Source organism: Haemophilus parainfluenzae (genome assembly GCF_014931275.1).
Classification (GTDB): domain Bacteria; phylum Pseudomonadota; class Gammaproteobacteria; order Enterobacterales; family Pasteurellaceae; genus Haemophilus_D.
This window is the reverse complement of sequence record NZ_CP063110.1, coordinates 318,654-342,125: the sequence shown is the minus strand read 5'-3', so window position 1 is coordinate 342,125 and position 23,472 is coordinate 318,654. Positions and strand designations below refer to the sequence as shown.

Genomic DNA, 23,472 nt, shown 5'->3' with positions numbered 1-23,472 from the left:
ACTATGCGAAAGCGTTGCCTGTGGGCTTTGATTATTTTGTTGCTGTTGCTCGTAGTAAGCGTTGGCTTAGTGCGCGTTTTTGCGACCCCGAAACGAGTGGAACAACTTGCAAATCATTTTTTAGCACCGCATTATCACGTTGAATTAGCCGATGATTGGCAATGGGAAACCACAGGTTTAACGCTGCCAGAGTTAAAAGTGAAAACAGACCAATGTACGCTTGTAAACCTGAATAATACTCAGGTGACTTGGTGGAATACGCATAGTCTTGATGTTGAAAAGGCTAGCTTGAATTATGATTGTTTAACCCATTTACCCAGTGATAATGGCGAAAAAACACCGCCAAATTTGACCGCACTTTGGGCAGCATTGCCTATTTCTCATGTTAACGTTAAACACTTTCAATTAACGAATGCCGAAGCCTTGACACAAGGGGCTTTAAAACCTTTCTTATCGGCTGATTGGGCGTTAGACGCAAACTATAACGGCAACCAATTAGTACTCGAAGCTCAAGCCAATAATGACGGGCTTGAGCTGCATCATCAATCGACTGTCACGCCACAAGATGGCATTTTCCAATGGGCGGGCAGTACCGACATTAAACAAGCGGAAGATAAAACCTACGATCTTCATTTCTCTGCGAATTTTGATCCTGATCTTTCTCAACTGCCTCAACAAGGCAATGTCTTACTCAACTGGAATAACTCAGAACTAGCCGTCACAAAAGGCGAGGCAAAAGTGTCGTGGCAAGGGGCGGATGGTCAGTTAAATGCCCAAGATTTAACAACTAATTCACCATTGTTGGATGTGCCTTTTGTGTTCACCAAAGATGGCTTGGATATTTCGTGGGGGAAATTTTATTGGACCTTTGATAGCTATCAACCAATCAAAGGTTTCCTTGGGTTATCTATTCACCGTGCGGCAGAAGGCTTATTGCCATTAAGCATTGATATGAACGTGATCTTGCAAACCTTTGGCGAAATGGGCAAAGGGGAGATCGTGATCTCAGGCAAAAATGGTGAAATCGGCGGTGGCGATGACAATAACGAATTGGATTTTGAGCTGAAAACACGCGGGGATTTACGTTATAACGCTACTGTGGCACAAACCAATTTAACCTATCATCTCGGCGGGCTCTTCACCCATCCAGTGGTGTATTTTTACCCGGGTTCCGTCTTTAAAATGGATACCGTTCAGCCAGAAACCAAATTACATGTTCGTTTACCGTTAGATGACATTATTATCGGTCGTTATGGCTTAGAAGGGCGTTTGCAGGCAACGTTGAATGGCACAACTCCGCAGTTTGAAAACCTCAATCTAAAATTAGACGGAAATGCCCACGAGTTTATTGCCGGTATTAAAACCGTGTTTGATTTGCGAGATGAAGAACATAAGTTGCAGTCTGTGGAAAAACAAGCGACAAACCGTTGGGATTGGACAATCAATGGCAGTGCAAACTGGAAATCTTTAAATACGCCAGTCAAAATGGAAGGGAAAGGCTTTTGGGAAGCGGATCATATTGAATTAAATCAGCTTTCTGCACGTTCTAATGAAGTAAATATGAAAGAGGTGAAAATGGCACCGCTTTCGTTGGAACTCAAAGATCGACTCCGCTGGGATTATGAAGAAGAGCATATTCGAGGTTTGTTGCAAGCTAAAACAGATTGGATTGAACTGGCTTATGGCGGTCGTTTTGTTTCGCCTGTTTTCGGTTTAGGTATTGATGGTAAGAGTATCAGTAACTTCAATTTTGCAGGTGATTTAAAGGCGGGTTCGCTTGGGCCTTTAGATGTCTTGGGTGTATATCAAAATACTGCACTTTCAGGCAAAATCAGCTGGAAAGAACAATCTGCAAAAGTATTCCAATCACTTTTCCCTCAACAATGGAATTGGTTAATTCATGAGGGCAGCATTAAAGGACAAAGTGAATTCGCAATCAATGGCAATGGCGTGAAGATGAAGGGAGAGCTGAACCTGAAAAACGGTAAAATCACTATGCCAGATGGTGAGATTTATGGCTTGAATATTCGTTTCCCAATGAATTATGAAAACTCTGCATTGCAAGTGGCTTCGGGTAAACCGATCCATATTTCGACTCAAAATATTCGCTATGGTGCGCTTTCCGTCGCAAATGGAGAATTGGATTTGTTTGGGCGTTATCCGAATACCATGAAAAATCCGCTTACTTTGAGAAATGTGAAACTTTCCTTATTTGATGGCGTATTGACGGTGCCTCAGCTCAGTTTTCCACAAAGTAAAATGGCGACACTTTCTTTTACTAATATTGATTTAGCCCAAGTGTTGGCCTTGGCACAATATAACCAAGTAACCTTAACCGGCCGCGCCAATGCGACCCTGCCATTTTGGCTTGGACATAAGGAATGTTTGATTTGTAATGGTACATTGGAACAAGTGGGGAATGTCTCTATCAAATTAACCGATGAAATGGTGAAAGGACTGAAAAAAGGCGGTTGGACAGAAAATATCTTGGTGGATTTATTAAAAGAAATGGAACTGCAAAATTCCCATGCAGCGGTGACGCTCGATCCTAAAGGGCAAATGACGTTGCGTGCGAGTATCAGCGGGTTTAATCCAACCAAGCGAACCAATAATCCGATAACGTTAAATTATACGCACCAAGAAAATATGTTTGAATTGTGGAATATGATTGACTATGGCTCGCAATTTGAACAAAATCTGCAATATAAACTTTATAAGCAATTAGACAAGACAAATGATAAAACACCTTAAATTTCAACCGCACTTTTTTATTTTTGCGGCGATGTTTACACTTACAGCTTGCACACCAACCATTCAATTGGATACACCAAAGGAAGGCATCACCATTAATATGAATGTGGTAGTGGATCACAATATTAAAGTGGAAATGGATGAAAAATCTCAGAAAGCCGTGGGTGAAGTAGAGCCTGCAAAGAAATAATTGAATAAAAAAGACAATCTGAAAAGATTGTCTTTTTTGTATAAACTATAAAAATATTGCATATATAAATAATTAGAAGTGCTAGAATAAATCTCATATAAATATCAATTTATTTATGTCTTATGTCTAAAGAAATTTATCTTCCTCGAGTTTTACATGGTACTGATGGCAAAGAATTTAATGAATCTGAATTGCTTTCATTTAAGAATAAAGTGATTATTGTTCTAGCTGAGCCAGGAGCTGGTAAAAGTTGTTTATTGGATAGCTTGTCAGAGCAATTAGGTATCAGAAAAAGTGTTGCCAATATATTTATTCATTCGAATCCACAGCAATGTTCTTCGTTTGCTATTGATGGTTTTGATGAGTTGGTAAAAATTGATTCATCAACAGTAGTAAAAGCACTTGTGATGGCTAACCAACCCTCGGTAGAAAGAATAATTCTATCAAGTCGTTCTAGTGAATGGTATGAGGGTTATACACAACACTGTAGAGATATTTTTGGTGAAGAGCCTTTGTTAGTTTATTTGAAACAATTTAATGAACAAGAACAAAAAGCGCTATTTTTATACCATTATCCAGGTCAAAATGTAGAAAAATTTTTAGAGGATGCAGCTAGTATTGAGTTAAGCCCTCTATTATCTAATCCTTTATTTCTGAAATTATTTTCAAAATCCTATGTGGAAAATAATCAATGTTTTGCAAATCGTCATTCTGCTTTTAAGTTGGCTATTGAAGGATTAGCAAAAGAAAATAATAGTGGTTATTCTTATGATAGAAATATATTGCCTGCATCTAAAAAAATTGAATTAGTAGAAGATGTTTTTACTAAGCTGATGCTATCAGGTTCGGAAGGCGTTAGTTTAAGTGATTCCGCATCTAATCGTTTTTACCCTCATATTGTTACTTTAAATTCAGATAAAAATATTAATCAAATTTTATCTACACAATTTTTTCTTCCTAGTGATGGAATAGAACAACACAGGCCTGTTCATAGGATTGTTGTAGAATATTGTGCTGGTAATTATCTTGCTAAAAGATTGACCTCAATAGACAATCCATTATCACTGTTCAAAATCTTATCTATTATTGCTCCGAATAATATTGTACGTGATGAATTACGCGGTTTGTTCGCTTGGATGGCTGTATTATCAGAAAATCAACGCATTCAGGAAGCGCTAATTGATTTAGATCCTTATGCTATTTTATCGAATGGAGACCCTGCTTTATTATTACCTTGTGCAAAGAAAAAACTACTATCCAAATTAAAAGTTTTAAATCAAGAAAATCCTTATTTTCGCCGTAGCGATAGATGGCGAAGTTTCAGTATCTCTGGATTTTTCACAGATGAATTGCTCGATGAACTGAAAAGTTTGTTATCTCCAGATAATTCTGATGGGGATTTACAAGGACTGTTATTAGAACTATTAATAGATTCTCCAATAGTTTCAAAACTAACTAATGAACTAAAAAGCATTGTTTGTAACATTAGCGTTGAATCTAGATATGAATATAACCGAAGATTGGCAGGAAAGTGTTTAGCAAAAATTAAAGACTCTAATTACCGAGAGATTTGGGAATATCTAATTGAAGCTAGAGATAATACCTCACTTGCTATCGTAGCGGATATGATGACCAAATCTAATACTGAATTTGAAATAGATGATTATATTAAATTTTTAAGAATTTGCTCCAAGTTATATCCTACAGATTATCGTATTGAAAGAGTTATTGATGAACGTTTCTTTATTAAGCGATTTATTCAAAAACTGAGTTTTGCTCTAGTTATGCCATTGTTAAATGAGTTATCTGCTAATTTATCTTGTTCTTGTCAAAAAAAATATGATTGCCAGTGCAGAGTTGGTATTAGCAAGATTATTAGTATGTTATTAGATCGCTATTTTGAACTAGTTCAAGAACCTTGGGAGCCTGAAAAAATTTGGGAGTGGACTAAAAATCTATATTTTCAGAATGCTGCAACAAAAAAAGAAAGTTTATCGGTAAAAATTTTATCTGAAAATGATGAATTAAGACAGAATATTATTAGAATTGCATTTAAAAATATATTTGATAATAAATCTATTCATGAAACTAAATTTTATATATTTGAACAAGGCCATTCCGGCTTAAATTTCCAATCGCAAGATTACAAATACATTGTTGATTTAGCCTTTGATATTGATGATGTTGAATTATGGTCGTACTTTATGGCTAGACATAATTTTTATGGCCATAAGGGACCTAATCAATTGCGTCAATACATGCGCATGCAAGCATTGAAAAAATATGAGTTCTTGCGTATTTGGTACAGAACGAATATAGAAGATAAAAATAATTACAAACACAATGTTTTAAGATGTCTCCGTAAGAGGAGATATCGAGAAGATAATAAAAGACAAAAAAATATTCATTATAAAAATATTCAATTTATTCAAGAAAATAGACAATTAATAGAAAGCGGGAAACACTGGAACTCTCTTTTACATTTTTCTCAAATTCTTTTACACGAACCTAATAAAATTGTAGAAAATTTTGGAGATGAGCAACTGGTTAGGAATGCGCTCTATAACTGTTTAGATTATATACAGCCGAATATCCCAAGTTTATCTAAATTAGCAGAATTACAATGTCAATCTAAATCTTTAAACCTTGAGTTCATTTTATATGCCGCGTGTTTAGAGATTTTAAAACGAGATGGGGCACTAAATGCTGTATCAGCTGAAATATTAACAGCTTTACGTACTAATTTATCTACTTATTGGCTAGGTGTAAATTCTGATGATAGAGATCGACTAAAACAAGAAGTGGATAGATGTCTATTCTCTAATCCTGCCGATGCAGAAAATTTTCTACGCAAGTATATTGAACCACAATTGGCTTGCATGGAGTGTAAAAGTGCACAAGTAAATTGGCTGGCAGATGATGAAACATTTAAATTTTTGCAAACCACTCTTCCTTTAGAGTGGTTGGAAGATTTTCCTGATATGAATTTTTCAGCACAAAAGGAATTATTAAAGTTAGCTATTCAGTTTGGTGATCGCGAAAAACTTAAAGAGATCGTGCAGCAATACTGTGAAAACTTACTCAATATAAATCCTACCTTAGAAGAGGAAGATATTAAATCTAAAAGAAATTTTTGGTTTGCTCACGCTTTTTATCTATTAGATGAAAATTATGAGATTTTTTGGCAAGAGTTAATTAAGGATGTTAATAGTATCTTTATTTTAGAAGAGCATTTTGGCAGTTTTGGTGATTATACAAAATGGATAATGCTTTCGCCTGTCAAAATTGAATTAATTCTGAATGCTTTTATTAAAAAATGGGAAGAAGTGTATTTACCTACCTCTTATGGCTCGGATAGCCCAGATTCAGAAAAAGCTTACCGTTTTTTAAGTGAACTAATTGGTAAATTAGGAGATAGTTATCAAGATAATCCAATACCTGTTCTAGATCGCTTATTGAATAATAGTCAATATAGAAATTTTTATAATAGTTTAAAAAGTATTCGATTTAATTACTTACGTAAATTATCAGTCCAAAATTTCCAAATGCCAACAGCGGATCAAGTGGCTAATTTTTTAGAGCAGAATGAAATAATTAGCGTTGAAAATTTACGCGCAGTTATATTGGAAGAATTACGAAATTATCAAAAAGATTTAGATGGACATGATATTACTACAAAATCAATCTTTTATCATGGAGAAATAAATATCCAGAATCGAGTTGATGAAAATACTGCAACACAGCGTATAGCAGAGCGTTTGAGATTACGGCTTGAAAATCAGCAAGTTAATATTATGCGTGAAGGCTATATGAAAGATAATAATCGATGTGATCTTGTTTTTTCTAAGCTGATTAACAGTAAAACAAAAATTCTACCTGTTGAAGTAAAAGGACAATGGCATCTGAAACTTTATTCTGCATTCGATTCGCAGTTGGATCGTTTATATACTATTCACCCAAATGCCGATGGACAAGGTATTTATTTAGTATTGTGGTTTGGTGCAAATGAAAAGGTAGCTAATCGGAGTACTCATGGAATAAATAATGCCAAAGAACTATATTTTGATCTTCAAAAGCACATGTCTGAAGAATTGAAAAAAAGGCTAGATGTTTTTGTTTTAGACTTATCAGTTGATTAAATAATATTCCTAGGGTATTTCTTGAAAGGCGGTCACTGTAATTAATATCCTAGACGCTCTTTTTCATTTCAAAGTGCGGTCAGATTTCAAAGCGTTTTTATAAATCGTCTTCAAAATCTGACCGCTTGTAAGCAACCTATTTTTGTAAAACCTCTGCTAATACGTCTAATTTTACCGTATCCAAACCTGCTTCGTAACGGGCTTTTTGAAAAGCGCGTAAGGCTTCAAATTCACGCGTAGACTCGGTGATTTTTCCTTTTTACCCCACTAAAACCGACGTCATACTAAGCGATCCCGCAATCAGATTATCGTTGAAAAACGTAATATTGTCTTGCGGTTCGCGTAATGCCATGATGTATAGCAACGGTAAGTAATGATCGGGTGTTGGCACAGAAAGCTCGGCCTTTTCGCCTAGCTGATCATAATGTACCAAGGTTTTATCATCTTGTGTCGCAATCGCCTGATTGACTGTTTCACGGAAAGCAAACGCCCAATCATACCCCGCGCCGATTTGATCAATATGTTCCCAACTTATCGCCCTCAGATTATGCACAATATTGCCGCTGCCGATAATCAGCACACCTTGTTCTCGTAAAGCAGCTAACTTTTTCGCCAAGTTGAAATGCCATTCTGCCGATTTCAAACGGTTAAGGCTAAGTTGCACCACGGGAATATTGGCATCGGGATAGAGATATTTCAACACCGCCCATGTGCCATGATCAAAACCACGCGTTGGGTTCAGCTCGACATTCTCCGGCTGTAATAATGACCGCACTTGCTCTGCCAACTCAGGTGAACCGGGCGCGGGATATTGCACTTGGCTGAGTTCATCGGGGAAGCCGTAGAAATCGTAAATCATTTCAGGGTGTTTGCCAGACGTAACCTGCAAACGGCTGCTGTACCAATGCGCTGAAATCATCAAAATGGCTTTTGGTTTGGCAAACTTTTGTGTAATTAGGCTGAAATTCTGATTGAACGGGTTTTCTTTATCTAACGCATTCATCGGGCTACCATGCCCAACAAACAATACAGGCATTTTTTTCATTATTTTCTCCTAAATATTTGGTGGAGCAGATTGTACGGTTAAATCTTTGTGTGAAAAATACCCGTTTATGAACAACATTTTTTACTAATCGGAAATAATGAATAGTAAGGTTTAGAGATATGGGTGTATTAAATAGGGGAAATATTACAAAGTGCGGTTAAATGTTACGAAAATTTTACTTAATTTTTACTTCATTTACAGTTTATTATCTTTATATTTAGGCGTATGATGACTATTAGTTTTACATAACCCCTAAATTTATTTAGGTAAATATATTATTTCTATTTAATAGGAGATTGAATGATGAAAAAATTATTCACAGCAGTACTTTCTGCGGCAGCGATTGCTGTACCTTTTTTTGCTTCTGCGAATACTGCACCACAAACAGAACAAAGCGCAGTACAACCAGAAAAAGCAAAAGGCGTTTGGATTGATGTACGTTCAGCCGAAGAATTTAATGCAGGTCATTTGCAAGATGCAGTGAATATTCCACACGATAAAATCATTGAAGGCGTTAAAGCGATTGGCTCAGATAAAGATGCACCGATCAACCTTTATTGTCGTAGCGGTCGTCGTGCCGAAGCCGCGCTCACTGAGCTGAAAAATGCAGGCTATACCAATGTAACCAACCACGGCGGTTATGAAGATTTGGTTAAAAAAGGTTTGAAATAAACAACGCATCATTTAACGTAAAAATCCCCTAGAGCAGACAGTAGGGGATTTTTACTATAAAGTGCGGTCAGATTTTTAAGTGTTTTGCAAATCATCTTAAAAATTTGACTACTTGCATCATTATCAAGACCGCAGCCGTCTGAAACATTGATAGACCTGTTACTGATGCCCGCTTTCTGCTACTTTTGTCCATTTTGCCAATGTCTGCTTCATCTGTGCCTGAGGGATGAAGCGGGCCATCCGTTCTACTTCCTTGCCTTGATAAAACAGCAGCCATGCAGGTGCGGTCAGCACGTGGAAACGTCCGGCCATTTCGGGTATTTCAGCAATATCGGCTTTTACGGCATACACATTTCCTTCCTCCGCCAAAGCTGAGTCAAGCTGGGCGGCCACGACCGTACAAACACCGCAGATTGGGGCTTTGATGTACAGTGATACTAAAGGGTGTGTGGCGATGGCCTGTTCGATGTCTTTCAGAGTGTGTAGTTGTTGCATGTCATGTACTCCTTTGAGCGATTAAGCAGGTTTCAAGTTGTCTAGAAAAGGGGCTTTCAACGAAATGAAAACAAGAAAACGGTTTGAGTCGTCTAGATTTTCTCTATTACTCTCGCTACATTTGCGCACCCGTTTTCCATGAAGCGATACGTTTCAAATTATCCACCGTGTCGTGATTGACGATGGCGGCGAACGTGCCGTCCAGTTTGGCAATTTCGGCCTTGTCTTCATCGCTGAGGGCAAAAGTCCACCGCTTCAAGTTGATGTTTTATCATTAACCGAACACTTTTTTCAAGTGTACTTGATAGTCTGCTAAGTATTGTTCTACTTGTGGATTTTTAACTACATCGTTACATGTAAATGTCGGTAAACGGCTCATACCGAGGAACTCGTTGAGTTTGTGGAAAGGCATGTACACAGCATCCACATCTTTGCCTTCAAAGAAGTCGCCTTCACGGGTGAACGCTTCAATCGGCGCATTCCAAGTAAGCGAAAGCATGTGTTTTTTGCCTTGCAATAAACCACCTGTACCGAAGCCTTCGGTCGGGCTGACACGATGACGGCCATCACTGTGGTAAAGCTTGCCGTGTCCAGCGATAAATACTTCGTCTATGTATTTCTTCACTGTCCAAGGCTCGTGCATCCACCAAACAGGCATCTGCCAAATCACGGCATCCATCCACAAGAATTTTTCGATTTCTGCCTCAATATCATAGCCAGCATCAATCACAGTTTCTTTTACATTGTGTCCAAGTGCGGTCAAAACTTCTTTTGCTTTTTTGTGAAGCGTGTGGTTTAACTCACCATGAGAATGGCCGAAAGCTTTACCACCGTTTAATAATAAAATGTTCATTTTTACTCCTAGAATAAATAATTTATAAAAAAAGGATGTGATGTTTACGGATATTGTCTTCTGTTTACTCTCATGAAGTTGCAGTCATTTTATGATTTGTTTTTATTGAGATAAATAGGGTTTAGCTTTATGATGTAATGAATTAAATTCACTAATAAAAGAGAGTTTAAAGAGAAAATGCAGAACTTTAACGAACTGAATTATTTTTTGACGTTGGCGCAAACACAGAGTTTTGTAAAAGCGGGACAGCTTTTGGGGATTTCTTCTTCGGCGTTGAGCCACAGCATGAAAAATTTAGAAACGCGGCTAAATTTGCGCCTGTTCAACCGCACTACGCGCAATGTATCGCTGACCGAAGCGGGGCAGCAGCTTTTCGACCAACTTTCCCCACTTTATCAAGCCATAAACCAAGAAGTCGATGCATTAAATGATTTTTTGAATACGCCATCGGGATTGATTCGCATCAACGCCCCGTCGATGGCAGCGGAAGCCGTGTTGTATCCAAAATTAAAGCCGATTTTGAACCAATACCCGAAAATCCGCTTGGAAATCGTGGTGGACGATCGTTGGGCAGATATTGTGAAAGAAGGATTTGATATGGGCGTTCGGTTAGGTAACAAGGTAGCGAAAGAGATGATTGCGGTGCCGATTTCTGCGCCGCTCAAAATGGTATTGGTTGCCTCGCCCGATTATTTGGCGCAACACGGTTCACCGAAAAATATTGATGATCTGCAACAGCACCGCCTTATCGGCATAAAACTCTCCGCTGAACACGGCACGGAGATGCAGTGGGAATTCAAATACAAAAAAGAGCTGATTACGTTCACGCCAAAATCGCAGTTTTCCATCAACAATCATCTGCGTCTGCAAGCCGTTTCAGACGGCCTTGGCATTGCGTGGATAGCACATATGAGCGTAGCAGATGCACTCAATTCTGGGCACCTGGTCGAACTGTTGCCTGAGTATGCTATGACTTACGAACCGCTTTACCTCTATTACCCCAGCCGCCGCGGGCATTCCAATGTGTTTAAGTTGATTGTGGATGCGCTAAAATTAAAAGCCGCCTGAAATTTCAGGCGGCCTTTTTCATAACAAAGAGCGGTCAGGTTTTCAGGTGTTTTTGTAAATCATCTTCAAAATCTGACCGCTCATCTTCATCTAACTTAATTCAGGCAAAACCGATTTGATAGCTTGCAATAGCCTGTTATTGGGTACTTTTAACTTCCGCATTAACCAGTTTTCAAAATCAGATTTTCGAGCATCTCTTAATATAGAAGCTGTTTTTGCAATAAACCTTTATCTTCATAAATCTCTAGCAACCCGTCTATATCTTGATGGTCAATGCATTTTTGAATTTCATTTTTCATTTCAGAAATCCATTCATTGATTTTAGAATTGGTTAAAGCTGATAACTCTGAAATAAGTTTATCTTTCATGTCATTACTATTCTGTGTATCTGATAAATCAATATTTTTCAGGTAAGTATCAATTCGTCTATGAATTCTCTTAACAACAAACTTCTCAAGCTTATCGCCAGATAGCTTATCTTGTATATAATCAAGTAATTCAGTTTTAAATTGTTCTTGTTTATTAGTTAATTCATCATCAGTGAAATCCTCTATCTTTAATATTTCATATGCCACAGAGGAACGACTAAATATATTTTCAATTTCAGAACATAGTAGTACTTTGATTCCTTCTCCTTCCAACTTTTGTATTTGAGAGTTATCTCGCGTATCTCTATCTACAATCCCTGCACACTTTATATTTAATATAGGCATATCTTCATTTAATTTTCGTAATGATGAAACAGCTTGAATGACATCTTTACAAGCACCTTTAGGTATAACTGTCCATTCAGGATAACAAAGACGATAAATTTCCATATCTAAACTTGTTTTTTCACCCTCTACAAATAAAATGGGTTTTCTGCTACCTAAAATCAAAGTAATCGTTTGCTCATCAAGTTCGCTATCTGGAATTTCTGAAATATCCCAAGCAGGATCAGAATAATAATTACGAATCACATATTTTTTCGCGATTCGTGTTGCTGCAAATTCAATATCATGCGTAATCATCAAAAAAGAGCAATCAGGACGTAATTTTTCAATTTCATCCCATAAATTAGAAATGATTGATTTGTGAATATGTAATTCTGGTTCATCAAAAATTAAGATAGAATCTTCATTTGCGGAAAGCACTTGCCCTAAAATATAAAAAACAGCTCGCTCCCCATCGCTCATCTCTGAAGCAGAATAATCAGCACTTTCAATACCAATAGAAGACACTCTTATATCATCTGCTGTTATACGCAGTTTTTTAGTCGGTAATAATCGTTCCCATACTTCTTGTAAAATGTCTAATTTAGTTTCGCTATTGGTAATTTCTTCACCACGCTTGCTTTTTTGGTGATTTTCAACAGCAAGATTATTTTGTTGAGCAAATAAATATTGTAGAAGGCGGTCAAAATCATTTAATAAATACGTTGATGATTTATTATTCCAACGAGCACTTTTTCTTTGGGAGATATCTTTTGCCCACTCAGGATTTCCATAAAAAAGCCCTTGTTTGGCTTTAGCCTCTGATATTTTTTCTATATTAGGATTTAAACTTAAGGCTCTATGCGCTGCGATTCGATGTGCTTTTTCGCCTAACTGTTCTTCTAAATATACAGCAAGCCGAGTTTTGCCTGAACCGTTTGCGCCAATAATAATTGTTGTTTTTCCAGCTTTTAGAGTTAATTCTAAATTTGAATTGTCTTTTCTGGGGATATTTACATTACACATCATTTTTCCTTTTTAAATAATATGGCTACTGTAATTATATTTACTTAAATAGAACAAGCATACAACGGCACATTCACCAGCCAATCCTGCTCCCGATAATCCGCCATGGAAAAACGAATAGCTTGCGCTGGCTGAAATTGTTCTACATACACTTTCAAACTTTTCGCTTTTAAATTTTCTTCTGCTTTGACTTCAATCGGAATCACAGCTTGCTTACGTTGTACAACAAAATCGACCTCTGCTGTGCCTTTTTCAGTGGCCCAATAAAAAACAGGGTTTTCTTGCGTGGCAATCAATTGTTGCAAGACATATTGTTCGGTTAAAGCTCCTTTAAATTCAGTGAAAATACGGCTACCTTCTAGAAGTACGCTGGCATCCAAATTGCTTTGTGCGGCAAGTAGCCCGACATCTAACCCATACAATTTAAAGGCGTTATCTTGATAAGCGGAAAGTGGTAAATGTGGCTTTTTCACACGAGGCACGCTATGCACTAAGCCGCTGTCTTTTAGCCATTGCAGAGCAATTTCATAGTCTTTGCTTCTCGCCCCTTTTTGTAGCTGAGCATAGATAAATTTTTTATTTTCTTTGGCAAGTTGCTCAGGAATGGAAGCCCAAATTGACCGCACTTTTTGCACAGTTTGGCCATCGTGAATATGTTTGGAAAAATCTTGTTCATACGCCATCAATAAATTACGTTGTACTTGACGCACTTCATCGACATTTTGTGTTTCGATAAATACTTTTAACGCTTCAGGCATACCGCCTACAAAATAATATAAACGGAGTAAATCAATATAAGTGGTTTTCATGGCTGAAATTAGCGACCAGTCTTTCAGCTCAAGCAATTTCACTAAATCTTGTTTGCCAAGTGCGGTTAAAAATTCATGAAAATCCATGGGATAAAGTGGTAGAAAGTCCACTTTGCCGACAGGAAAAGAGACTTGATGATGTAGCGACACCCCAAGCAATGAGCCTGCCGCGACGATATAAAACTGAGGTACATTTTCGTAAAAATATTTGAGTGATGATAATGCTTGCGGGACTTCTTGTACTTCATCAAAAATAATCAGAGTGTTTTCTGCTTGAATATCGACACCGCTTTCAATTTTCAAACCGAGCATTAAGCGATCGATATCATAGTCGCCAGAAAATAGCGTTTTCATGCGAGGGTTATTATCAAAGTTGATATACGCCACTTTTTCAAAGGATTGCTCGCCAAAGTGTTTCATCGCCCAGGTTTTTCCTACCTGTCTTGCTCCTTGAATAATTAATGGTTTTCTGTTTGTTTTGTGCTTCCACTTTTCTAAGGATTGTATGATTTTACGCTGCATAATGCCTCTCTAAAACAAGGGATATTGGCTAATTATACAGTACATAATACACTTTTTCTAATAATATAAGTTTACATTTATACATTTTTCCCAATGAAAAAATGTGTTACTTTGCATTTTTTTAGATGAAATATGAGGGTTTGTTTTTCAGACGGCCTTTTAGAAAAAGTGCGGTCAATTTTCAGCGCTTTTTGCCAATCCCTTTTCTTCACCAAAACAACATATTAAGCAATCCAATACGATGCGTACTTTTGCTGATTGGGTGCGATGCGCGGTGGTGGCATAAAGGGTGCGGGTGGGAAGCGTGTGTTCAGGTAATACAACACTTAGCTGACCATTTTCTATCAAAGGTGCCACATCGCCAGAAAGTAGCACCGCCAATCCCATACCGGCACAGGCATATTCGCGTGCGACCAGTGAAGAACCTGGGCAATCGGTGCGATTTTCGGGTAGCGTTTCAGGTAGCCCTAAACACTTGAAGGCGTGCAGCAGGACATTGCTATTGTGATTGAGCCAGTCGGCATTGAGTAAATCTTGCGGCTGGGCAATGGGGTGTTCACGCAAATAGTCAGGAGAAGCACAAATCAAGGTTTGCCATTGTGCCAACGGGCGCGCGATGCTGTCGGGGTCGTCAGGGTGTAAAACAACGCGGATAGCGATATCGGTATCGTTTTGTAAATCCACCAAGCGGTTTTTTTCATTGATTATTAAGCGAATTTTGGGGTAGCGATGGCGTAAGGTTTGCACGGTGCGTTTCATCGGTTCAACCGCGCTATAACCGGTCGGTAGGCTGATGCGGACTTCGCCTTCCGGTTCGGTTTGCAAAATGCCCATTTCGCGCTCAACGGCATCGTGCCAGTCGGTCAATTGACGCGCGTATTGTTGCAACTGCCGCCCTTCTGCCGTTGGTGTGAGGCTACGTGTGGTGCGGTTAAGTAATTTGACGCCGTAATGATTTTCCAGCTTGCGAATGGCTTGGCTGATTGCGCTGGCGGTCATGCCCAAATGTGGTGCGGCGGCATTCATGCTGCCGTATTGCAACACGGTGGCAAAAATATAGATAAGTTTAAATTTTATGCCGCCGCTAGGTTTCGACGAGGAGGGCTTTGTCGGCTTCATCGGGGTCGGGTCGGTCTTGATGGTGGTAGTAAAAGCTGCTTTTGGGCAGGTGTGCGATGTGCAGCAGGTATTTGAGCGGGTGTTGCGCCCTCAGTGTTTGGACGGTTTGGCTTTATCCTTTTCAGTCCGCTTTTGGCTGAGGGCTTTTAACTCCTTTAGGTAGGCAACCTTTGCGCGCATATAGCACAACTCTTCGATAAGCTCTGCCTGTGTTTTTTCGTGGTCGGGTTTGTCGGCAATGAAGGGGTTTTTGCGGTGGTCAGTCATGGTTTTGGATTGGGGATGTTCGAGTGCGCCGATGCCGCCTTCTTGATAGGCGCGTATCCATCGTCGCAGGTGGGTTCGGGAGATACCGTAATGATCTGCGGTACGCTGTTGGCTGCGTATATGCAGGTAGTGGAGTACGGCTTGGTATTTGAAGTGTAATGTATATTTGCTCATAAAAAAACTGCACCTTGTGAGTTGGAGGGGATGTCCAACTTTTGGGGTGCAGTTCAGGGTTTGCTCAGGTTTTCAGACGACCTTCGGATTTGGGCGAACCTTATTCCGTTACCGTTTTACGGATGAGCTTTTCCGCATTGGCGAGTGTGTTTTCCACTTCGGCGAACTCTATTTTGCTGCCCGACACCAGCGCGCGCGTATCGTTGAATACGACTTGGACTGCGCCGTCGGCTTCGGTAACGAGGACGCGCAACGGCAGTTGCAGGGCGAAGGCGGGGTCTTTTTGCATCAGCGGCGTGCCGGCTTTGGGCGTGCCGAAAACGATGACTTTCGCGGGCTGCATGTCCAAACCACTTTGTCGCGCTGCGGCTTGGTGGTCGATGACGGCGAACACGGTCATGCCTTTTTCTTTAACGACGGTTTCCAAACGGCGGACGGTATCGTCGAAGCTGTATTTGCTGATGGCGGTATGGGTTTGATTCATGGCTGAACTTTGTCGGGAATCGGTTTGTCGGGCGGCATCGCCGCTATGTGAAGCGCAGGCGGCTTTAGCAGCGGGCGCGGCATAAGATACGGCTGCAGGAAGGACGAGTGCGGCGGCAGTCAGCGCAGCAGTCAGTAATTTTTTCATGGTTGTTTCTCCAAACGGTTGAACAAAGACATCAATCTAAACGGTTCGGCGGCAAAAAGCAATGCCCGTCAGCAAAAGGGTCGTCTGAAACAGGAGTGGTTTTCAGACGACCCTTTGAGACAAAATCAACGCTGCGCGTCAACCGCTTCCAAAGTGCGCAGGGCGTAAGTGTAGGCTGCGCCTGCGTTCAGGGTGATAGCGGTTGCCAGCGCGCCGGCGATGGCAAAGTGTACGCGCACGTTTTCGTTTGCCGCTTTCTCCAACACGTCGCGCGTGCGGGCATCGTTTTTGCCTTCTTGGACGTAGAGTTCGGTAATAGATTTCGGGTTTTGCCACAGGCGGGCGTTGACGGCGTAGAAGCCGTAGATGAGTCTTTGGTTTGCCATGATTTTGCTTTATAAAAAATTTCAGACGACATTATAACAAGATAAGGTCGTCTGAAAGGGAAAGGTCGTCTGAAAACAAGTGTAACCGATATCACGAAAACGCAGCCGCCTACCGCATCAAATACCCCTACAGCCCAGAACTGCCGACGCCGATCAACACGGTAACCAACATGGAAAACCTGCTTGCGGCAAGCACGGTCAGTGCAATGGCAATCAATTCGTGCGGTTTGTTGGACACGAAATAAGGTGCGATGACGTAAATCAACACGCAACCCGGCGCAGCTTCCATCACGATTTGTGCGCGGCGGCTTAAGGTACGGTTGCGCAAGACGAAAAAACCAATAAGGCGAGTGGAATACGTTACCGCCAGCATGCCGGCAAACAGCAGGAACGACTACCAAGAGAGCAAATCCTTCATTCTTTCCCCCTGATAGCGCAAGCGTTCTCGCTTGTGCCATTACAATCTATTGTGGTTTCGGAGTTAGCAAAATCCCGAGGCAAGCTCACGAATAAAGTTTACCGGAAAAGTGATATTTGGCGATAAAGTGATTACCTGTTTAAGTTCTTCATTTTCTTCTAATGACAAAAAAGTGCGGTCATAAAATCAAAAGGATTCTGAACGTTGGCTTTGCCAACGGCTCCCCAGATAGCCCCCCTTCTGACGCGTAGTTTTATCTATCTAAAAAATAAGCAAATTGAAGTTATTCATGAAAATAGTAAAAATCTGAATCAAACGAAATTGATTTTCAGGCACGCGTTAGGAAACGTGCGCTATCGTGGTGAAGGTAAAATTCACAGTCCATCACCTTTCGCTTGGAAAACTGAAGCGATGCTGCGTTTATCCGGTTTAGATTTCGAAAAAGAATATGTTGCCGATCTCAGCAAAATGCCTAAAGGCAAAGTTCCGGTATTGCAAGATGGCGAGAAGTTGATCCCTGATAGCTCTCTCATTCAGCGTTATCTAACCGAAACCTACGGCATTGATTTAGATAAACATTTAACGCCTGAACAAAAAGCGATTGCTGAAGCCTTTCGCCGTATGACAGAAGAACATTTATATTGGATGGTCGTATATAACCGTTTCGTCGATCCTCTCAGCAAACCATTTATGATGAAGGCAATGTTTGATGGCATGCCGACCGAACAAGCCGAAGCGATTTTTGCTGTGTTACAGGAAAACGCGAAAAAAGAAATGTACGGACATGGTATCGGAAGACACACGCAATCCGATATTTACGCCTTCGGAAAAGGAGATTTAGACGCCATTAGCAACTACTTAGGCACAAAATCCTACTTTTTCGGCGAAGAATTAACCTCCGTTGATGTGTCCATCGTGCCTGTTGTTGCAAACCTGATTCTTACCCCCATCGACACTGAAATTGCGCTATATGCAAGAACCAAAGCAAATTTAGTCGCCTATATTGAACGTTTCGATCGGGCAGTATTTGGAGAATAAAGCAAGAAATAAAAGGCCGTCTGAAAATTCAGACGGCCTTTTTCATAACAAAGAGCGGTCAAACTTTTAGGTGTTTTTGCAAATCATCTTAAAAATTCGACCGCTTGTATTGTTCTCATTACACTAATTCTTATCTATTCGCTTAATCAATAAAAAGACCGCCAGTACTAATGCAATCGCACCGCAAATCAAGCTTGGTATTGGGATACCATTGAGCTGAGGGAGATTTTCGTTCAACGATAAAATAGACGCTGCAATAATGAGTGCGGCAATAATCAACATAATGCCCACTCGTTCGACAGTCTTACGAAAATGCTCTAATCCGTGGATTTCATGTTCAAGACGAATTTCCTTATTGCTGATTTTTTGTAAGAAAATTTTGATTTCTTCCGGAAGCGAAAGCCAGTTGTTGTAGCTGTCAGCAATTTTTTCGAAATTTTCACTCATCACGCGTTTAGGTGAAAATCGTTTCTTGAGCATTTGTGTAACATAAGGTTTAAGTACGGCTGCAATATCTAATTCAGGATAGAGATAACGTCCGATCCCCTCAATCTGAGCAAAGCCTTTTGCTAGCAAATAAACGCCCTCAGGCATAATAATGCTATTTTCGCTCATAATTTTGGTAAAACGATTCATCAATTCACTGACATCTAACCCTGCCAAATTGCTTTCAGTGAGGAGCATGAAAATCTCAGAAAGATCATTTTCTAGCGTTTTTTCATTCGGCACATTATAACTGACAGCAAGCTGCTTAATGGTCTCGATGATTTTTCGCACATTTTTTTGAGAGGCATAGTACAAACAATTTCCAAGTAATTCGCGTTCTTTAGGACTGAGTTTGCCCATTGCCCCCAAGTCAATAAAAGCAATCTGCCCGTCAGGCGTTAATAGAATGTTGCCAGGGTGGGGATCAGCATGAAAGAGGCCAAACTCAAATACTTGTTTCATATAGAGATCTAATCCAAGTAAAGCAACATCTTTAGCCAGTAAACCTTGTTGTTCAATCTGTGCTTTATTGGTTACTTTTGAGCCATACACAAAATCCATACAAAGAATGTTATTGTTTGATAAATTCGAATAGGTTTGTGGGACTAAAATACGTGAATCTTGCTTAAAATTATTAGCAAAACGCTCAATGCTACGACGCTCACTTTCAAGGGAGAGTTCTGTTGTAATGGATTCTTTGAAGGTATTTAATAACGCTTTAGGTTGAAGGTTAGAAATAATGTCGTTGCGTTGTTCTAGAAAATTCACGAGATCTTGTAAGATAAGTAAATCTGCCTTAATGACTTCATCAATGCCTTCTCGCTTGATTTTTACCGCAACATCTTGTCCGTTTTTCAACCGCCCTTTGAATACTTGACCGATAGAAGCTGATGCCATAGGCTCTGAAGCAAGCGTTTCGAAATGTTCATGAATATCTATGCCTAATTCACGCTGAAATTTCTCTGCAATATCAATGGGCTGAACTTCTACTTTATCTTGCAACTTTTGTAGTTCAGTAATCATTTCAACTGGTAGCAAATCGCGGCGATCACTTAACATCTGCCCTAATTTAACGTAAGTTGTGCCCAGCTCTTCCATCGCTCGACGGATACGTTCATATACGGACACGCTTCCACTTGATTCATTGGCTAACTTATTTGAAAGGGATTCCGGTAACCACTTCTCTAAATTACTGCGTTCAAAAAACTCATCTAAACCATAACGTAATAAGATTTCTGCAACTTGCTTGGCACGTTGAAATTTGTTAAAAATAGCCATTGTAACTTTCCTCTTTGTGCATGCTATTTGGCGAGTATTTAAAATAAGGTTGATTTGCGACTAAATTGAGACAGGCCTTTTACATCTCTAACTGAAGATTTTCGAAAATTGCTGATGATTTCAGTTTATCCATTCTTCAATTAGATTTCTATAATTATTTCCAAGGCAAGCCACATTAGATTTTTTTAATTTAATACTAATAATAAAAATCTCAATGCGCTAAGTTTTGAAGGCTTTTGGTTTAAAAGAGCGGTCAGATTTTTAGGTGTTTTTGCAACTTCTCTTTAAAAGATGACCGCTTGTATTTTTACTTTAACTTAATTGTAGTAATCCCTTATTTAAAGCCGTTTTTTTAATGTCGGCAATATCGCATCCCAAGCGGTTAAAGCCTCTTTCTCACTGAGTGGCGAACCCTTGGTATTTTTCTTATTGGTACCGAAAGTCATCTTAAATCTCACACTACCATCATCTTTTTCCCAGATAAATAGATATCGATTTCCCTGCCACTTAACCAGTTTTTCACTGCCGGTCATGCCATTTATGTTGCGCTTTCCTTTGCGGATGGTGCTGTATTTCGCCCACGAGAAGAGTTTATCCAAAGCACTATCTTTAGCGAAAAGATCTCGTTCTAATAGCGGTTTATCACCTTCCTCCAAAGAGCCACCCGTCGTTAGTTCGGCATAAACGTCTTTATAGTCTTTGATTTTAATGCCCGCACTGCCAAAAAATGGCTCATTTCCCTTATCGGCAATAAATCCCTCTGTTAAACAGACACCTTGTTGCTGTGGCATTTCAGTATCTTTACGATCTCTCAGTTTGTCGAAAAAATCATTCCGTATATGCCCAATAGCTTCGTCAACTTTACTTTTTTCCAGCTGCTTAAGGTTTGGGGGAGCTTTGCCGTTGACAGGCATAATGCGTACAAAAGCTCTAACCTTATAGGCATCGTTCTTACCTAACTTGAAACTAAAATCAAGATTGTAAAGCATTCCATTTACCTGAGTAAATAATGGGCTATCCCATGAACCAGGAGCCTGTGTGACCATTGCTATCGCTTTATTAGGAATAACCGTGCGGTTTTCTATAAAACTATCGCTTCCGTTATATCCTTTTTCTTTAACCTCTAATACGGATTCTACTTCCAGATTCCAATAATCTGGTCGCACAATTATCTGCCAACCATTGTATTTAAGCCAACCAGTTCCACTTATACGGTTAGATGGTAAGTTAATTTGGTAACGCCCACTACAAAATGGCTGCTCAGTCCAGTACGTAGCCGCTTTTTGAGCATAATTGCTTGCTGTATTTTCTACTGCTGAGTGGGTTTGGGGATGTTGACTGCAAGAAGACAACATAACACTAGTTAAAACAGTGCTATAAAACATCAGTCTAGAAATTTTCATCTTTGGCATGTGATCTCTTCCTTAGTGTAAATTTGAAGATGTTAAATAACATGGAAATTCTGCTAATACTTTTCTTTCCATATTGATCTTAATAGATGAGTTTACATGTTTTAAGTGTAAAGTGCAACTCTTCACTATTCAAAATGGTATCGAGTTAATTAAGAGAGGATTCAATACATTTTAGGGAGAATAAAAGGCCTTTTGACATTTCAAAAGACCTTTTTCACGTCAAAGTGCGGGCAGATTTTCGTTTACTAAATACAATAATCTTCTTTTAATAAGTGGCGATAGGCGTACAGATAAGATGCGCCGACAAATGCTGCACCACCGGTAACATTGCCTAAAAAGACTGGAATCATATTGAAGAAGAATTGGCTCCAAGTCACATTAGCACCAGCAAAAATCCCGGCAGGAATAATAAACATATTGGCGACAAAGTGTTGTAATCCGATAAGCACAAAAATCATCACTGGGAACCACATGGCGAGAATACGACCGGAGGTTTGTTTGGCGCCAAAATAGAACCAAATACCCATGCAGACCATCCAGTTACAAGCTATGGCAGAAACAAAGGCGCGACCAAAATCCATTTGCACTTTAGCCTCGGCAATCGCGATGGTTTTAGCGGCTGCAGCACCTTCTGATAAACCGACATAATGCCCTAAGAAATAGGCCATAAACAGTGCACCGAGCAGGTTGCCCAAACTCACGACAATCCAGTTACGAAATAATTTTTTAAGGCTTACTCTTTTTGTTAAACGGCCTAATGCCATCATCATCATGTTTCCCGTGGCCAATTCACCACCACCGATTAATATACAAATCAAACAAATAGGAAACACAGCCGCACCAAGTAATGTCGCCAGCCCTCCCCACTCAGGAGGAATACCGCTCACGACTTTTAAATAGGCCATATAACCAAAACTCACATAGCCGCCACCTAAAAAACTTAAAATAGACAGTGTTTTTAGATGTCCTTGCGACTTAGCATAACTTTTATCAATGACATCTTGTAAGATTTCGTGGGGATAAAGATCGCGATGCTGCATAGTTGTACCTCTAGTAAAAATAAGACGGTAAAAATGTAGCAAACCACATAGCAAAACCGAAAGAATTGTTAAATATATGTACTGATTTTTAGTTATAACGAAATTGAATAATAATCCGAACCTAAAATTAGGTGTCTAGGTTCTTTTTTGAGGGGCAAAGAGCGGTCGGTGGTGGAACAATGTCGCCCAAGTTAGAAACGGTATAAGGAAACATCGTCTGTTACATTTTTCTATAAATCAAAATCCGCGTAAATTCAGTCGGGTAGTCCAATCTGAATGTTGTACTGGGTGAATGGTAGAGACGAAACTCAACGGTAACGTTAGGGTATTTATCGATAGAAAATTCATAGGAAGTAAAAAAATATGTGGTTTCATCAAAAACTGTTTTCAATGTTTCTGATTTTTCTTCACTTTTTTTAAGATTCAGATGAAAGTATTTTGTCAATTCATCTTTGTCAAATAGGATATTTATTGCATCTTCACTTTCATCACAATAAACACTGAGCCTTGTATCAGGATTTAACTCTTTGGGTACTATCAAATGAATTTTAGATTTTTCCAAAGTGTAGCTTGTATAACCATTTTTCATGTTTGTATGAGTAAGAACCTTGATATTCCTACGTTTATATTGCAATGAATCAGGATCAATAGATTGTTTTTTCTCCATAATTTCAGATGCTATATCAATCATTTCTGCTAAATAAGCTTTTTCCAATTGGATTTCTGTTTGTGTCATGGAAAATATATTTTGCGAATAGAATAATAAAAAAATAACAGATAATTTCGAAAGGATTTGTTTAAAATTTTCCATATATTCTTACTCCTGAAGATGTTCAAAGGAAATAAAGCAAAGATACATCGTTTTCTTTTTCCTGATTCGAGTGATGTTGCCCATCTAAGAAATGTTCTCCTTGATATTTATACTATTTTCCAGTATTCAAATAAAGATATCTTAGATTCG

At 39.2% G+C, this 23,472-nt stretch carries 20 protein-coding genes; 6 read left to right on the top strand and 14 right to left on the bottom strand.

What is annotated here, in order from left to right; genetic code table 11:
* Nucleotides 1-3: 3 nt before the first annotated feature.
* From INQ00_RS01635 to eruA, 3 genes are all read left to right on the top strand, one after another.
* On the top strand, nt 4-2,751 hold the full coding sequence (locus tag INQ00_RS01635) for a YdbH family protein (RefSeq protein WP_197547102.1): 2,748 nt from the start codon (nt 4-6) through the stop codon (nt 2,749-2,751).
* Nucleotides 2,735-2,941 (top strand): YnbE family lipoprotein, encoded by a 207-nt coding sequence (locus INQ00_RS01630; protein ID WP_005695183.1) that lies wholly within the window; start codon nt 2,735-2,737, stop codon nt 2,939-2,941. Before INQ00_RS01635 ends, INQ00_RS01630 begins: the two co-directional genes overlap by 17 nt.
* 122 nt (nt 2,942-3,063) lie before the next feature.
* Nucleotides 3,064-7,080 carry an NACHT domain-containing antiphage protein EruA gene (gene eruA, locus INQ00_RS01625; protein ID WP_197547101.1) on the top strand — a complete coding sequence of 1,339 codons (4,017 nt, stop codon included), beginning with the start codon at nt 3,064-3,066 and terminating at the stop codon, nt 7,078-7,080.
* A 259-nt stretch (nt 7,081-7,339) separates the two neighbouring features.
* Here the strand turns inward: eruA and ygiD are convergent, their stop codons facing one another.
* A complete protein-coding gene (ygiD, locus tag INQ00_RS01620) occupies nt 7,340-8,125 on the bottom strand; it encodes a 4,5-DOPA-extradiol-dioxygenase (protein WP_197547100.1) in 786 nt (261 codons plus the stop codon).
* 303 nt (nt 8,126-8,428) lie between these two features.
* Here ygiD and INQ00_RS01615 point away from each other — a divergent pair, with 303 nt between their 5' ends.
* Nucleotides 8,429-8,797 (top strand): rhodanese-like domain-containing protein, encoded by a 369-nt coding sequence (locus INQ00_RS01615; protein WP_014064271.1) that lies wholly within the window; start codon nt 8,429-8,431, stop codon nt 8,795-8,797.
* 159 nt (nt 8,798-8,956) lie between these two features.
* On the opposite strand, the gene INQ00_RS01610 is transcribed toward INQ00_RS01615, so the two are convergent.
* Nucleotides 8,957-9,292, bottom strand: coding sequence for a thioredoxin family protein (locus INQ00_RS01610; protein ID WP_002641729.1), 336 nt, complete (start codon nt 9,290-9,292; stop codon nt 8,957-8,959).
* A 274-nt stretch (nt 9,293-9,566) separates the two neighbouring features.
* Nucleotides 9,567-10,145 carry an NAD(P)H-dependent oxidoreductase gene (locus INQ00_RS01605; protein ID WP_197547099.1) on the bottom strand — a complete coding sequence of 193 codons (579 nt, stop codon included), beginning with the start codon at nt 10,143-10,145 and terminating at the stop codon, nt 9,567-9,569.
* Between the two features lie 177 nt (nt 10,146-10,322).
* Here INQ00_RS01605 and INQ00_RS01600 point away from each other — a divergent pair, with 177 nt between their 5' ends.
* Nucleotides 10,323-11,213: a LysR family transcriptional regulator gene (locus INQ00_RS01600; protein ID WP_197547098.1), complete on the top strand. Its 891-nt coding sequence runs from the start codon at nt 10,323-10,325 to the stop codon at nt 11,211-11,213.
* 197 nt (nt 11,214-11,410) lie between these two features.
* Here the strand turns inward: INQ00_RS01600 and INQ00_RS01595 are convergent, their stop codons facing one another.
* From INQ00_RS01595 to INQ00_RS01565, 7 genes are all read right to left on the bottom strand, one after another.
* On the bottom strand, nt 11,411-12,934 hold the full coding sequence (locus tag INQ00_RS01595) for an AAA family ATPase (RefSeq protein ID WP_232086612.1): 1,524 nt from the start codon (nt 12,932-12,934) through the stop codon (nt 11,411-11,413).
* Nucleotides 12,935-12,975: 41 nt separating this feature from the next.
* Nucleotides 12,976-14,262, bottom strand: a complete 1,287-nt coding sequence (locus INQ00_RS01590) for an ATP-binding protein (protein ID WP_197547097.1) — start codon at nt 14,260-14,262, stop codon at nt 12,976-12,978.
* A gap of 174 nt (nt 14,263-14,436) precedes the next feature.
* Nucleotides 14,437-15,381, bottom strand: a complete 945-nt coding sequence (locus tag INQ00_RS01585; protein ID WP_197547096.1) for a LysR family transcriptional regulator — start codon at nt 15,379-15,381, stop codon at nt 14,437-14,439.
* Between the two features lie 90 nt (nt 15,382-15,471).
* Complete coding sequence (locus INQ00_RS01580) at nt 15,472-15,822, bottom strand: helix-turn-helix domain-containing protein (RefSeq protein ID WP_003745332.1); 351 nt, start codon at nt 15,820-15,822, stop codon at nt 15,472-15,474.
* A gap of 100 nt (nt 15,823-15,922) precedes the next feature.
* On the bottom strand, nt 15,923-16,453 hold the full coding sequence (locus INQ00_RS01575; RefSeq protein WP_232086611.1) for a DUF302 domain-containing protein: 531 nt from the start codon (nt 16,451-16,453) through the stop codon (nt 15,923-15,925).
* Nucleotides 16,454-16,578: 125 nt separating this feature from the next.
* Nucleotides 16,579-16,839: an RNA methyltransferase substrate-binding domain-containing protein gene (locus INQ00_RS09830; protein ID WP_332103097.1), complete on the bottom strand. Its 261-nt coding sequence runs from the start codon at nt 16,837-16,839 to the stop codon at nt 16,579-16,581.
* Between the two features lie 127 nt (nt 16,840-16,966).
* A complete protein-coding gene (locus INQ00_RS01565; protein ID WP_269473887.1) occupies nt 16,967-17,224 on the bottom strand; it encodes a branched-chain amino acid transport AzlD family protein in 258 nt (85 codons plus the stop codon).
* A gap of 381 nt (nt 17,225-17,605) precedes the next feature.
* On the opposite strand from INQ00_RS01565, the gene INQ00_RS01560 reads away from it, so the two are divergent.
* A complete protein-coding gene (locus tag INQ00_RS01560) occupies nt 17,606-18,295 on the top strand; it encodes a glutathione S-transferase family protein (RefSeq protein ID WP_197547094.1) in 690 nt (229 codons plus the stop codon).
* A gap of 123 nt (nt 18,296-18,418) precedes the next feature.
* Here INQ00_RS01560 and INQ00_RS01555 read toward each other — a convergent pair whose 3' ends face one another.
* From INQ00_RS01555 to INQ00_RS01540, 4 genes are all read right to left on the bottom strand, one after another.
* Nucleotides 18,419-20,059, bottom strand: a complete 1,641-nt coding sequence (locus INQ00_RS01555) for an ABC1 kinase family protein (protein ID WP_197547093.1) — start codon at nt 20,057-20,059, stop codon at nt 18,419-18,421.
* A gap of 338 nt (nt 20,060-20,397) precedes the next feature.
* Nucleotides 20,398-21,471 carry a T6SS immunity protein Tli4 family protein gene (locus tag INQ00_RS01550; protein ID WP_197547092.1) on the bottom strand — a complete coding sequence of 358 codons (1,074 nt, stop codon included), beginning with the start codon at nt 21,469-21,471 and terminating at the stop codon, nt 20,398-20,400.
* A 245-nt stretch (nt 21,472-21,716) separates the two neighbouring features.
* Nucleotides 21,717-22,511 carry a formate/nitrite transporter family protein gene (locus INQ00_RS01545; RefSeq protein ID WP_126469765.1) on the bottom strand — a complete coding sequence of 265 codons (795 nt, stop codon included), beginning with the start codon at nt 22,509-22,511 and terminating at the stop codon, nt 21,717-21,719.
* Nucleotides 22,512-22,731: 220 nt separating this feature from the next.
* Nucleotides 22,732-23,322, bottom strand: a complete 591-nt coding sequence (locus tag INQ00_RS01540) for a hypothetical protein (protein WP_197547091.1) — start codon at nt 23,320-23,322, stop codon at nt 22,732-22,734.
* Nucleotides 23,323-23,472: the final 150 nt, after the last annotated feature.